Raw genomic sequence first — 13,196 nt, forward strand, 5'->3', positions numbered from 1 at the left:
TCCTGGCATGGGCCAGGATATTTTTTTATTCATCATTTGCTGTAAAACACCCGAACTTCAAACGGCTGCAGTTCACAGTTCTTCAAACCACTGCCGCTGTACTCATAATTCGAGATCAGCAACACAGCTTTGTCATCTTTTAAGCTTTCTGGAAGCTCAACTTGTGTGCATTGGCTGCTGAAGTTGCAAAGCACCGTAAGCTTTTCATTATCTAGTGTACGAGTGTAGGCGTATACGTCAGGATGGCCATCAAGAACCAGGTCGTACGTTCCATAGACAATGATGCTGTGTTCTTTTCTAAGCTGGATCAGCTTTTTATAAAAGTTTAAGATTGAATTCTCGTCAGCCAACTGCTGTACCACATTAATCTCAGGATAGTTCGGGTTCACAGAAATCCATGGTGTCCCTTCAGAAAAGCCACCGTTTTCAGCGTCTTTCCATTGCATTGGAGTTCTGGCGTTATCACGGCCTTTCACATAAATGGACTTCATGATTTCAGGAACACTCTTTCCGTCAAGCTGAGCTTCCCTGTACAGGTTCAGGATTTCCACATCACGGTAGTCTTCGATCGACTCAAACTGTACGTTGGTCATCCCAATCTCCTGTCCCTGATAAATATAAGGTGTTCCCTGCATGAACTGATAAAAAGCGGCCAGCATCTTGGCTGATTTGTTGTGATATTCTTTATCATTGCCAAACCTGGAAACTGACCGCGGCTGATCATGATTTTCAAGATATAGGCTGTTCCATCCGCTTCCCTCAAGGCCTTTTTGCCATTTGGTAAGTACGTCTTTCAAATCAGAGAGCTTCCAAGGAGCAAGATCCCACTTACTTTCTTCCGTTTGATCAAGACCCATGTGTTCAAATTGAAAGACCATATTAAATTTACCGATTTCTTCATCCACGTACTCTCTTGCACCTTCAGGACTAACGCCTGGCGTTTCTCCCACCGTCATGATTTTATCATTCATGAAGACATTCTCTTTCAGCTCTTTCAGGAAATCCTGGATTCCAGGCTGATTGAGGTGGCCGTCCCAGGAAGGAACGTAGCGTTTATTGCCCGGATTCGGAAGATCCTCGAGCCCTGGAGCTTTCTTAATGTGCGTGATCGCATCCACACGGAATCCATCGATTCCTTTATCGACCCACCACTGAACCAGTTCATAAAGCTTTTGACGGACCTTTTCGTTTTCCCAGTTAAGATCTGGCTGTTTCGTCGAGAACAGGTGCAGGTAGTATTCATCGGTCTGTTCATCGTACTGCCATGCTGAGCCGCTGAAGATACTCTCCCAGTTGTTCGGCTCTCTGCCGCCTTTCCCCTCCCTCCAAATATAAAAGTCTCTGTAAGGATTGTCTTTAGATGAACGTGATTCAATAAACCAAGGATGTTCATCAGATGTATGGTTGATGACAAGATCCATGATCAGCTTGATTCCCCGTTCATGGCAGGCTGCCAGCATCTCTTCCCAATCTTCCATCGTACCAAAATCATCCATGATCTCCTGATAGTCGCTAATATCATAGCCGTTATCATCGTTCGGAGATTTATATACTGGCGAAAGCCATATGACATCGATTCCAAGGTCCTTTAAGTAGTCCATTTTTGAAATAATTCCTTGAAGATCCCCAATTCCGTCCCCATTACTGTCCATGAAGCTTCGAGGGTATATTTGATAGACGACGCTTTCTTTCCACCATTTCTTTTTCATTTCAATAACTCCCTGTTTTCGTTTTGCGCAAACGTTTGTCCTAAGTCCCATCCTTATTGTATACGATTACATAAACATTAAGCAACAGGTTTATTTAATAAGTACCCGTTTAAGGCCCGACGAGCGCTGGAATATCATCGCTCTATTCATTCTCAGAGAAAAAAGCCTGTTTATTTGAACCATAAACAGGCTGCCTTCTTTTTTATATGGTTTTCTCTTTTGGGGCAGATATTGCCATACAAGACTGCCGTTCGACAAGCCGGTACGGAACTGCCACCCTTCTTGGTTTGAGGTCTGGTTTTGCGATAAGATCCATCAGACACTCTGCTGCTTCATATCCCAGTTGAAAAATATTGATGTCAACAGAGGTTAACGCTGGTGTTGAAAAGTCTGCCAGCATCACGTTATTAAAGCTAAGTACGGAAATGTCATCAGGTACAGAGATGTTCATCTCGCTGAGTGTACTCAGTACACCAAACGCCATCAGATCATCCATGACGAGAAGAGCAGTCGGGGGTTCCTCTAGTGCCATCAACTTTCTGATCGCTTCCTGGCCGCCTTCTTTTAAAAATTCTTCATGAATAATGTATTCATCACGGTATGGAATCTGGTGGATTCTCAACGATTTTTCATAGCCGAGAAGCCGGTCGATGGTTACAACCAAATGAGAACTTCCACCAACGAATCCGATCTTATCATGGCCGAGCGAGATCAAATAGTCTGCCATCTCTCTTGCCGCTTTAAAATTATCATTATCAATGTGGGTAATCGCATCTTCATTCTTAAACGGCTTGCCGATCAGTGTAAAAGGAAACTTCTTCTCGATCAGATAGTTCATTACTTTATCATCTACGCTTGAATACAAGAGGATAATACCGTCCACTCTGCCGCCCTGGACCATTCGAACTACCCCATCATGAATTTCATCTTCTGTCTGGCCTGTGGACATATACAGTGCATATTCTTTTTCATGCACAATGGTGCTGATGCCGCGGATAACTTCCGGGAAAAATGGATTTTGAAACGCTTTGTCTGCGGAACCGGGCATAACAAGACCGATCGCTTGGGTTGATCGGTTAGCGAGACTTCTTGCATTAAAGTTTGGATGATACCCTAAATGCTCCATCGCTTCCCTTACTCTGAGCTTTGTTTTTTCAGATATCCTTGGGTTGTTGGCAATGACACGCGAAACGGTGGATGGGGCTACATTTGCGAGTTTAGCTACATCTTTAATCGTAACGGTCATCATCATCCTCCTTCCGTGTTTACTCTCAATCATGCTGCAACGTTCCTTTAATGATTACTGTATATTAACATTTAACCTGTTGCCTTTCACCGTTTGTCCATTTAACTTAAATTCTGTATCTGGCTCAGGATGGTGGATAACAACCTAGTATTCTGTGCAATCAGGAGTATAGCCGCTGCTTTCTTGGTTAAGTTCTATTTTAATCAAATTTTTGGAAAATGAACAGTTGATATTTATTTCTGCAAAGTGATTATCTTCATAAGCAAAAGTCTTGGCGTCATCTTCATCCAAGCTATACTCCGTACTTCCATCAAGCTCTGCATACACATGGAACGTCATCTTCGTTTCTTTTACGGCAGAGTTTGGTTTTACCGTACCATGCGGCAGGATATAGCCGGCTTTCACAAAGTTCGGCAATACATCCAGTTCCGCCTTTATAAGGACATGCTGACCGCCTTCATATACGGTTTCTGTCCAATAATCATGCCATGTGGAAGATATACCACTCGATGGGTGGTTCCCGAAGCATAACCGGCTCTGGTCAATAGAAATGACCTGTCTCCGCCGATCAGCTTCTTCATACCATTATAGGTGGATTCACCCATTAATAAACCATACAGATTGTGAAGCTCTCTGTGCGTTTTCGGATGACCGTTATTCCCATGCAACATTTTAATATCCATCGTCTTCATCTCATTGAAGACAGCCGGTTCATTCATATCATTCCAGATGCCGTGGATTCCCATATCACTGTAGAATTTGTGGTTCCGACCCCACCATTCCCTTGTTTTCGTGTTCGTGAAATCAGGAAATGCTGACTTTCCAGGCCAAACGTCACCAAAATAAGGGTGCCCTTCGATGTATTTACAGAAATGATCTTCATACGTTCCCTCTTGATAAGTTTTATACTCCGGATCCTCTTTGACACCAGTATCGCGGGACTGATGATACCCGATCGCCCATTTTGGCGGCATGTTCATCCGCCCTGTCAGCTCTGTGTATTGCTGTAAGACCTCTTTTGGCGTATGGCAACACTGATTCGGGAAGCAGCTATCATCATTTTGTCTTCTTCGTCTGTCATCTTAACGTTTATGTTTTGAGGTTCTTTAATAAGAGCAAAGCTTGAATCGAATGAAGGATACCCCGCCGGATTCATCGTCACTCTGACCGTATCTTCTGTATAGAATGAAACTCGTACAAAGCCGAATTCGGACTGAAACAAAAAATCCGTCTCTTTCTTTTCCGCCTTCAAGAGCTTTCCTATGTCGGTATAGGTACTGTTCAATAATTTAGGATGTATGGCAAAGCTTGTATCTAGCATTCTCATTTCCTCCAAAAATAATGGAATTCCATTCATTAAAAAACGGGAAAAGCGTATGCAGCTTTTTCCCGTTCATATATTGAGGCGCTTTTAGCCTTTTGTTCCTCCAGCCGTCAGCCCAGAAACGAAGAAACGCTGCAATGAAAGGAACAAGAGTCCGATCGGAATTGCAATTAATACAGATCCAGCTGCGAACAGTGTAAAGGAATTTCCAAACTCATCGGATACCATATTGAAAAGACCTACAGCCAAAGTCTTTTTCTCATCTGACTGAAGCAAGATGGACGCAAGAATGAAGTCCGCAAATGGCGAGATGAAACTGAACAAAGCAACCACGGCCAGAATTGGCTTGGCAAGCGGAAGAATGATCTGCCAAAAAATTCGGAAGTGTCCTGCTCCATCAATGCGTGCTGATTCATCCAGTTCTCTTGGGATCGTATCAAAGTAACCTTTTGCCAGCCAGGTGTTCATAGGAATCAATCCCCCAACGTACACAAGAACAAGTCCGAAATGCGTGTCAAGAAGTCCAACAAGGTTTGCAAGGATATAGATTGCAAGAATTGCTACAAACTGAGGAATCATTTGCAATACAAGGAATAGAAGCAGACCATTTTTTCGCCCGAAGAAACGGTAGCGAGAAAAAGCATAGGCTGTCAGACCGATAAAGATTACAGCAAGAACCATAGTGCTGATACAAATTTTCAATGTATTCCAATACCAAGTTAAATATTGAGTTTTCGTGAACAGTTCTTTGTAATGCTGCAGTGTTGCATGCTCCGGTATAATCGTTGAACTCGTTAAACTGTCCCCGGGATTTAGTGATGATCCAATAACCCAGAGGATCGGATAGATCACTATTGTAATCGCAGCAAGAATGACCAGATAGGACAAAGTGAGACGTATAATTTTCCCTCGTTTAATGCTCATCTTACATCATTCCTTCATCTTTAAATGCTTTCGTTCGCTTAAAGTTAATAAGCGCAACCGTAACGATAACGACAGACAGCAGAACTGTAACAGCTGCAGCTTTGCTGTACTGTGCAGAAGTCATGGTCAAATTATAAATCCATGAAATTAGAATGTCTGTTCCGCCTGCACTTTGTCCAGCAACGGCTGGACCGCCCTCGTTAAAGAGATAAATGACGTTAAAGTTGTTAAAGTTGAACGTGTACTGTGTGATGATGATCGGTGCAGTAGCAGCCAGAATCATCGGAAGTGTAATGGATCTGAATTTATCCCAAACTGTCGCTCCGTCAACGGTTGCTGCCTCATACAATTCTTCAGGGATGGATTGGAGTACCCCGGTTGTCATTGCCATGATGAAAGGGAATCCCAGCCATGTCTGGATAAAGATGATCGCGACTTTCGTCCATTGCGGATCGGTCAGCCACGGTATGGGATCGATTCCAAAAGCTGCCAGAATATCGTTATTAATGGCTCCAAAAGAGTCGTTGAACATTCCACTGAACACAAGGATAGAAACGAAAGCAGGAACTGCCCATGGAAGAATTAATAACGTACGGATGATTCCTTTAAATTTAAGATCCTTTTGATTAATAACAACCGCAAGAAAAATCCCAACGGCAACCTGCAGAGTGGTTGCTGTAAATGTCCAGATAATCGTCCAGGCAAATACAGATACAAATGTATTTCTCCAGATATCCATCGTAAACATGTCACTGAAGTTCTGAACTCCTACCCAATCTACCAGTTTGGCAGGCGGTGAATGGTACAAGTCATAGTTGGTAAACGCAAGGAAAACCATGAACAGAATCGGAAATACAACAACAAAGATCAGGATAAAAAAGCCCGGCCCTACTAAAAGATAAGGGAATCCTTTATCAATCACATTTTGATATTGCTCTTTAATGGTTGTCACCGCAAAGCCCTGATCTCTCTTCTTGCCATTTTGAAACGCATCGTAAATGTTAAACACATAAAAAGCGATGCCGAAGCCAATCACGATAAATGCGATGACCCCTTGGACGAGAAGGATGATGGAATGGTCACGCGGAAGCTCTGTTCCAAGGGTAAAGAATCCCCAGAGCCCCATGTTCAAGAGGTTCCCGAAAACAACGAAGTAGGAAGCTGCCAGGATAAGGAATAAAGCCCCTTTTATTCTTTGTTTATTATATACCTGGCCGATCCCAGGAATGATAGAGAGCAAAGCCGCGGTTTTACGATGGTTGGATTGATTTGCTAACGCCTCCATGATGTAGGCTGTCCCCTTTCTGAAACACTTGATATAGATGCATCTTCCAATGTCTGAACCTTCAGGTATTAGAAGATTCACCTATAGTGAAAGCAGTACCCAGAATATACTGGGTACCGCCTCCCTCTATATTATTTACCGGTGTGTTTTGCTTTAATGTTTTGCTCAATTGTTTTAGATGCGTCTTCCAATGCTTTCTTGGAATCTTGTTTACCTGTTGCAGCAAGCTGCAGCGCGTTTCCTACTGGTACCCAAACTTCTGCCATTTCTGGTACGTTTGGCATTGGAACACCGCGTTCTGATTGAACAGCAACTGCTTTTGCTGCTTCGTTATCAGCAATGATTGGATCTTTCATAAGAGCTTTGATCGGAGGAATCTCCTGAGTTTTTTCGTAGCGGATTTTCGCGTTTTCTTCGTTCGTGATCCACTCTACAAATTTTTGAGCCCATTTTTTGTGCTCAGAGTATGCACTTACGTTCCAGCCTTTAACACCGATGAATGTTTTTACATACTCGCCGTTAGGAAGCTTCGGCATTGGTGCAACACCGATATCAATTCCTGCATCTTTATAGCCTTGGAATGACCAAGGTCCATTCATTACAGAAGCAACTTTCTTTTCATTGAATAGACCGTCAATGGTTTGTCCTGCTTTTTTCCCGATGATACCTTTAGGGAATAATCCTTCTTTGTACCATTTGGAAATGTAATCAGCACCTTCAAAAGAGCCTTTGTTTGTTAAACCAAGATCTTTCGTATCAAGTGTTCCATTGTTATCCTTAAATACATAACCACCGTAACCGCTTAAGATGCCATGTGCGAAGTAGAAATCTGTCCAGTTCGCCAAGAACCCGTATTGCGCGCCGCCTTTGTCGCCTTTAGAGAACTTGTAAAGATCGTCAAGTGTTGCAGGGGCTTCTTTCATATACTTTTTGTTGTAGATGAAAACAGGTGTTTCAGTAGATTTTGGAAGACCATAAAGTTTTCCTTTAAACGTTAAAGCCGAGATTGATGAGTCAGTATATTGGCTTGTAATATCACTTGAAATATTTAGAGGCTCGATCAATCCTTCAGTAGCCAATGGCCCAATACGGTCATGTGGTGTCGTGATGATGTCCGCACCTTTGTGAGTCGGTCCGTCAAGACGAAGCTTATCTTGTTGATCAAGCATTGGCATTTCTTTTAATTGAATTTTAATTCCGTATTTCTTTTCAAAGCTTTTCGCAGCTGGTTCAAGGCCTACACTTTTATCTGTATCTTCCCAGACTACTAATTTATCCGGTTTTTTCTCTGCTTTTCCTGTATTGCTGCCGCTTCCGCTGCTGTCTTGTGGACCACAGGCAGAAAGAACACCAAAAGCAAGCACTGGTGTTAACATATAGGCCATTATCTTTTTCATTCTTGTTCCCCCTATTTTGTTTAAGATCTTGAACAACCGTTTGCACAACCAAATCAAAAAAAGGATTAGGCCTTCGCCTAACGTGTTGTGAAAACGCTTGCATCAATTCCTAATTTCATTATACATCCCTTTTTTATTTTGACAACTGTTTTCAAAAATTTTTCTAAAACGCTTCCAACTCTTTCGTTGACATCAATTTCAGTATATACTACATTAAAGTTGAAATTAATTGCATCGGGGCAATGCTACCGCAGGTACAACCTCCACACAGAGTTTGTACCTTTTTTATATCCTATACGTGCAACCGATTGCAAAAACTAGTCAGGAGTGATGATATGCAGCGAGAAGTCCTGTACCATAGACCAAAGAATAACTATGCCTATGCCTATGACGAAAAAACGCTTCACATCCGTTTACGAACGAAAAAAGGTGATGTTCAGTCTGTACATCTTATCTATGGCGACCCTTATAATTGGATAGACGGACGCTGGCAAATCCAGAAAAGTGAGATGACCAAATCGGGATCTGATGAATGGTTCGATTATTACGTCATTGAAGTATCTCCCGAGTTTAGAAGACTTCGTTATGGATTTGAGCTGATGAATGAGAGTGAGAAGCTGGTCTATACGGAAAAAGGCTTTTATGAAGAAGCACCTATGGATGATACATCGTATTATTTCTGCTTCCCTTTCCTTAACAAAGCAGATGTATTCAGGGCACCTGAATGGGTAAAGAATACGGTTTGGTATCAAATTTTCCCTGAACGATTTGCGAATGGCAACCCTGCCAATGATCCTGAAGGGGCACTGGCATGGGGCTCAGCTGCACCATCCAAGACCAATTTTTTTGGTGGAGATTTTGAGGGTGTCATCCAGCACCTTGATCATCTCGCCAGCCTTGGAATAACCGGCATTTACTTCACCCCTATTTTCAAAGCAAAGTCGAATCATAAATATGACACGATCGATTATTTTGAAATCGATCCGCAGTTTGGAACAAAAGAAACCTTCCGGCAATTGGTGGATGCTTGCCATGAAAAAGGCATAAAAGTAATGCTGGACGCTGTTTTCAATCATAGCGGCTTCTACTTCGAACCCTTTCAGGATGTTCTCAGAAACCAGGAAAACTCGCCATATAAAAACTGGTTCCACATTCGCGAATTTCCGGTCATCACAGAACCTAAACCAAACTATGACACCTTTGCCTTTGAGAAAAACATGCCGAAACTAAATACTGAAAATTCTGAGGTAAAAGAATATTTATTGAAAGTAGCCCGATTTTGGCTCGAAGAATTCAATATTGACGGCTGGCGGCTGGATGTGGCCAACGAAGTGGATCATCAATTCTGGCGCGAGTTCCGCAGCACCGTGAAAAGTGTAAAGCCTGATGCGTATATCCTCGGAGAAATCTGGCATGATTCCATGCCTTGGCTGCAGGGTGATCAGTTTGATGCGGTTATGAACTATCCGTTTACGACGGCAGCCTTGGATTTTCTAGCATTTGATAAAATAACAGGCAGCGAATTTGCTGACAAGATTACAAACGTTCTACAGTCCTACCCTGCAAACGTGAATGAGGTTGCTTTTAATCTTCTTGATTCACATGACACACCAAGGGTACTGACACTAGCCAAGGAAAATAAAGAAAGAGTCCGCCAATTGTACACACTCATGCTGTCCTTCCCTGGAACTCCCTGCATCTATTATGGAGATGAAGTAGGGATGACTGGCGAAATGGATCCCGGCTGCAGAAAATGCATGGAGTGGGATGAGGAAAAACAGGACCGCACTTTATTTGATGATATTCAAAAACTGATCACGTTCAGATCTGATCATTCTGCTTTTGGCAATGGTGGAACCCTCTCTTTTATCAAAGGGAGCCATACACCTGGAACGCTTCTTTATAAGAAAACATCTGCTGATGAAACCCTTTTATTCGCCTTTAATACAGAGAGCGGACCCCTAACGCTTGAAGAAGGTCTATTTGACGGCTTCAGCAATGCCATTAACCTTTGGACCGGAGAAAACATCAGTCCAGCTTATGCGGTTGTAAATGCCAAAGATTTCTTGATTTTAAAATTAAGTTAACGTAGAACCAGTTATCTTAGAGCCTGGCCGGTTGTTTAATCTTGTGGTCATCTCGTCACTTCGGGCGGCCAGAGACGCTAAGTTCCCTGCCCTGATGGGAGTCATATCGATGTGGGGAATCAGTGTCCCGCTTGCTTATTTTTTAGGAATTTCGATGGAGATGGGACTGCTTGGCATATGGATCGCCTTTATCGTAGATGAATGGCTGCGCGAACTTCTTATGCTTTGGCGCTGGAGGTCAAGAATCTGGGAGCGGAAGAACGTATTGGATATTCAGCCCGGCGCAGCTCACACATAGAAGGGGCTGTCCAAGAAGTCTGTAAGCTGTTGATTTCCGTTCCAGGGTGCTCGCTTTTACCGGCGCGAGCTCCTACTTTCGCGGGGCGTGCGGTGAGCCTTACCGGCGTGAACGCCTACTTTTTGGCGCTAGCGCCTGCGGGAGTCTCACCTATCACGCTAGTCCCGCAGGACAAGGAAGGCTCCGGCAGCGTTTTATCGCACGAAGAAAATGTGAAGTTCATTTTCGAGGAGTCTCGCACCTTCCACTTCAATCAACTTTTCATTGAAGATTTTCAAGACAAAAAGGAGCTGCTGAAGGTCAAGTTTCGACTTTCAGGACAGCCCCTTTTTCAATCGATAATATTAATGTTATAGTCGTTCAGCCAAGTATCGATTTGAGACAGATGGGCCATGAGCTGTGGCCCGGTCATTAGCTGGCCGAACCAAGGAACTTTAAATGCTTCACCGTTTGTATCAATAATCGCCTGAACTTTTTCTTTTTTTATCAATTCCAGTATAGGTGAACTGCTGTTATCGATGATCGACTGAAGCCACTCTTTCACACTTTGCGTATAGTTTGGATTATGTGTTTTCGGATAAGGGCTTTTCTTTCTATGAAGAACCTCATCCGGCAGGATTCCGGTAAGTGCTTTCCTGAGAAGGCCCTTTTCCCGTCCTTCCAGCATCTTCATCTCCCACGGTATGTTCCAGGCGTATTCAACGATCCGGTGGTCAGCAAACGGTACCCTGACCTCCAGACTTGCCCCCATGCTCATTCGGTCCTTACGATCGAGTAATGTTGTCATAAACCAGATCATGTTTAAGTAAAAAATCTCCCTGCGTTTCGCCTCCACTCCCGTTTCTCCATCAAGCCTTGGCATTTCCGCGAGTGATTCTTGGTACCGCTGTTTCACATAGGAAGATAGATTGAGCTTATTCTTCCAATGATCATGCAGCAGATCTTCACGCTCAGCCGTTGAACTCATCCATGGAAAAAGGGGCCGGTTCATAACTTCTGGTTTATGAAACCATGGATAACCGCCAAAAATTTCATCGGCACACTCACCGGAAAGTGCAACCGTGGAATGATCTTTAATCAGTCTGCAGAACCAAAGCAATGAGGAATCAACATCTGCCATTCCCGGAAGATCTCTTACTGCTACTGATTCCCGAAGGTGATTGACCAGCAGCTCTGTGTCAATGACACAATTGTGATGGACGGAGCCTGTGGCTTCCACCATCTTTTGGATAAATGGACCGTCGGCGTTCGGCTGGAAATCACTCGCTTTAAAGTACTTGTCATTATCCACATAATCGATGCTGAACGTGTGGAGCCGGCCTCTATTCTCTGATTTAAAATGCTCTGCCGCAATCGCGGATATCACACTTGAGTCAAGGCCTCCCGATAAAAAGGTGGAAACCGGCACATCGGCAACAAGCTGCCGTTGAACAGCATCCACCACCAGCTCTCTCACATTGGATATGGTTTCCTCCAGCGAATGAGGATGACGCTCGCTCTTCACGTTCCAATACCGCCAAAGCCTTCGACCGTTTCTATCAAATGTTAAAGCATGGCCGGGCCTGAGTTCACTGACCCCTTTAAACACACCATGTCCCGGAGTCCTTGATGGCCCCAGCCCGAAAACTTCCTGAAGACCTTCGCTCTCCAGTTCGGCTTTTACATCAGGATGAGCCAGGATCGCTTTTAATTCCGAACCGAACAAAAGACGCCCTCCCGCTATAGAGTAAAACAGCGGTTTGACACCAAGACGGTCTCGTGCAAGAAACAATTTTTCTTTTTGGGAATCCCAGATCGCAAAAGCAAAGATCCCATTAAAGTGATCAATACAGCTTTCTCCCCATTCAATATAGGAAATGAGAAGCACTTCGGTATCAGAATGACCTTCAAACCGATACCCTTTTTTCAACAGTTCTTTTCTTAAATCCTGTGTGTTATAAAGCTCACCATTATAACAAAGTGTGCAAGGGGCGTTCTCTTCTCCCCTCGTCATCGGCTGTGCGCCGCCTTCAAGATCCACAACCGCCAGCCTTGCATGGCCGAAGCCTGCATGAGTGCGGCTCCATACGTTCAAAGCGTCCGGACCGCGTTTCGATAATGTAGCTGCCATTTTAATCAATGTTTTATTTTCCTGTGAAACGTCGCGCTTCCAGTCTATCCATCCAGTAATCCCGCACACCGTCATCACCCTTTCCATTCGGATGCTGATTCATCCTTCCATAAGCGCCCAATACTTACTTTATGCAGGTAAGTGATAATGGTTCACCGGTATGAGTGGGTAATTATGCAAGATTGAAAAGCTTGCAAGCTAGCCATAAAAAAAACTGCAGCAAAGGAAGCTCCCTTTGCTGCAGTCTAGTGTGTAATCTGATTATTTAACGGCTGTTTCCTGTTTATCGTAGAGGGGCACCCAGCCTTCCTTTGATTTAAAGATTCGGACGGCCACAACTTTGCGGTCATCCATGAGTGTAAAGTAATGGCGATAGTTTTCAGGTACAGAAATGAGATCTCCTGGCTCTAGCTCGACGTCAAAAAATCGTCCCTCTGGCCCTTCAATCGCAAAAATACCGTGTCCGCTCACAATTAATCGTACTTCATCATCAGAATGGTGATGCTCTGCCAAAAAGTTTTTCAGCAGCTCATCAAGATTTGGAGTATCCGGTGACAGGGCAATTATGTCTTCTGTCACGTATCCTCTTCTTTCTGACAGTTCATCAATTTCTTTTCTGAAGACCTGAATGATTTCTGCTTTCTCTTCATCACTTAAAGAATAGTTTTCTTTCAGGTGTGCAGGAAGTTTTTCAATATCCCAATTTTCGTAGATTACTCCCTGGCTTTCAAGATAATCACTAACCTTCTTAAGTTCTTCATATCTCTCATGGTTATCATGAAAACGTAATTGCGCCATATGGCATCCCCCTATACT

12 protein-coding genes and 1 pseudogene are annotated in these 13,196 nt (G+C 43.5%); 3 read left to right on the forward strand and 10 right to left on the reverse strand.

Annotation, left to right across the window (positions count from 1 at the left end; translation table 11 throughout):
• Positions 1-32 precede the first annotated feature (32 nt).
• From OKX00_RS14740 to OKX00_RS14775, 8 genes are all read right to left on the reverse strand, one after another.
• A complete protein-coding gene (locus tag OKX00_RS14740) occupies positions 33-1,709 on the reverse strand; it encodes a glycoside hydrolase family 13 protein (protein WP_265407831.1) in 1,677 nt (558 codons plus the stop codon).
• 202 nt (positions 1,710-1,911) lie between these two features.
• Positions 1,912-2,955, reverse strand: coding sequence for a LacI family DNA-binding transcriptional regulator (locus OKX00_RS14745; RefSeq protein ID WP_053354799.1), 1,044 nt, complete (start codon positions 2,953-2,955; stop codon positions 1,912-1,914).
• 144 nt (positions 2,956-3,099) lie between these two features.
• On the reverse strand, positions 3,100-3,507 hold the full coding sequence (locus OKX00_RS14750; protein WP_416054343.1) for a DUF5110 domain-containing protein: 408 nt from the start codon (positions 3,505-3,507) through the stop codon (positions 3,100-3,102).
• Entirely contained in the window at positions 3,390-3,929 is a 540-nt protein-coding gene (locus OKX00_RS14755) for a TIM-barrel domain-containing protein (RefSeq protein WP_265407833.1), read from the reverse strand. Before OKX00_RS14755 ends, OKX00_RS14750 begins: the two co-directional genes overlap by 118 nt.
• 14 nt (positions 3,930-3,943) lie before the next feature.
• Positions 3,944-4,276 (reverse strand): alpha-glucosidase domain-containing protein, encoded by a 333-nt coding sequence (locus OKX00_RS14760; RefSeq protein WP_265407834.1) that lies wholly within the window; start codon positions 4,274-4,276, stop codon positions 3,944-3,946.
• A gap of 90 nt (positions 4,277-4,366) precedes the next feature.
• Positions 4,367-5,203 carry a sugar ABC transporter permease gene (locus OKX00_RS14765; protein ID WP_248252329.1) on the reverse strand — a complete coding sequence of 279 codons (837 nt, stop codon included), beginning with the start codon at positions 5,201-5,203 and terminating at the stop codon, positions 4,367-4,369.
• A 1-nt stretch (position 5,204) separates the two neighbouring features.
• Positions 5,205-6,488 carry a carbohydrate ABC transporter permease gene (locus OKX00_RS14770; RefSeq protein ID WP_265407835.1) on the reverse strand — a complete coding sequence of 428 codons (1,284 nt, stop codon included), beginning with the start codon at positions 6,486-6,488 and terminating at the stop codon, positions 5,205-5,207.
• A 131-nt stretch (positions 6,489-6,619) separates the two neighbouring features.
• On the reverse strand, positions 6,620-7,885 hold the full coding sequence (locus OKX00_RS14775) for an extracellular solute-binding protein (protein WP_265407836.1): 1,266 nt from the start codon (positions 7,883-7,885) through the stop codon (positions 6,620-6,622).
• Between the two features lie 335 nt (positions 7,886-8,220).
• Between OKX00_RS14775 and OKX00_RS14780 the strand changes: the two genes are divergently transcribed.
• The 3 genes and pseudogenes from OKX00_RS14780 (at position 8,221) to OKX00_RS14790 (ending at position 10,626) form a co-directional block, all read left to right on the forward strand.
• Positions 8,221-9,972: a glycoside hydrolase family 13 protein gene (locus OKX00_RS14780; protein WP_416054245.1), complete on the forward strand. Its 1,752-nt coding sequence runs from the start codon at positions 8,221-8,223 to the stop codon at positions 9,970-9,972.
• Positions 9,973-9,982: 10 nt separating this feature from the next.
• A pseudogene (locus OKX00_RS14785) lies at positions 9,983-10,270 on the forward strand (MATE family efflux transporter); the annotation flags it as partial.
• 29 nt (positions 10,271-10,299) lie between these two features.
• Positions 10,300-10,626, forward strand: coding sequence for a hypothetical protein (locus tag OKX00_RS14790; protein ID WP_265407837.1), 327 nt, complete (start codon positions 10,300-10,302; stop codon positions 10,624-10,626).
• Here the strand turns inward: OKX00_RS14790 and asnB are convergent.
• Positions 10,602-12,458: an asparagine synthase (glutamine-hydrolyzing) gene (asnB, locus tag OKX00_RS14795; RefSeq protein ID WP_265410555.1), complete on the reverse strand. Its 1,857-nt coding sequence runs from the start codon at positions 12,456-12,458 to the stop codon at positions 10,602-10,604. The two genes, OKX00_RS14790 and asnB, sit on opposite strands and share 25 nt — an antisense overlap.
• A 183-nt stretch (positions 12,459-12,641) precedes the next feature.
• The gene (locus tag OKX00_RS14800) at positions 12,642-13,178 is read right to left on the reverse strand and encodes a 1,2-dihydroxy-3-keto-5-methylthiopentene dioxygenase (RefSeq protein ID WP_265407838.1); all 537 of its coding nucleotides are present in this window, start codon (positions 13,176-13,178) and stop codon (positions 12,642-12,644) included.
• Positions 13,179-13,196: the final 18 nt, after the last annotated feature.

The sequence above is a fragment of the Fictibacillus sp. KU28468 genome (genome assembly GCF_026153615.1).
GTDB classification, from domain to species: Bacteria; Bacillota; Bacilli; order Bacillales; family Fictibacillaceae; genus Fictibacillus_C; species Fictibacillus_C marinisediminis.

Coding starts and splice junctions, on each gene's coding strand:
- OKX00_RS14745 (WP_053354799.1), bottom strand. CDS start 2,955: ATGACCGTTACGATTAAAGATGTAGCTAAACTCGCAAATGTAGCCCCA.
- OKX00_RS14770 (WP_265407835.1), bottom strand. CDS start 6,488: ATGGAGGCGTTAGCAAATCAATCCAACCATCGTAAAACCGCGGCTTTG.
- OKX00_RS14755 (WP_265407833.1), bottom strand. CDS start 3,929: ATGCCGCCAAAATGGGCGATCGGGTATCATCAGTCCCGCGATACTGGT.
- OKX00_RS14780 (WP_416054245.1), top strand. CDS start 8,221: ATGCAGCGAGAAGTCCTGTACCATAGACCAAAGAATAACTATGCCTAT.
- OKX00_RS14775 (WP_265407836.1), bottom strand. CDS start 7,885: ATGAAAAAGATAATGGCCTATATGTTAACACCAGTGCTTGCTTTTGGT.
- OKX00_RS14800 (WP_265407838.1), bottom strand. CDS start 13,178: ATGGCGCAATTACGTTTTCATGATAACCATGAGAGATATGAAGAACTT.
- OKX00_RS14740 (WP_265407831.1), bottom strand. CDS start 1,709: ATGAAAAAGAAATGGTGGAAAGAAAGCGTCGTCTATCAAATATACCCT.
- OKX00_RS14765 (WP_248252329.1), bottom strand. CDS start 5,203: ATGAGCATTAAACGAGGGAAAATTATACGTCTCACTTTGTCCTATCTG.
- OKX00_RS14760 (WP_265407834.1), bottom strand. CDS start 4,276: ATGCTAGATACAAGCTTTGCCATACATCCTAAATTATTGAACAGTACC.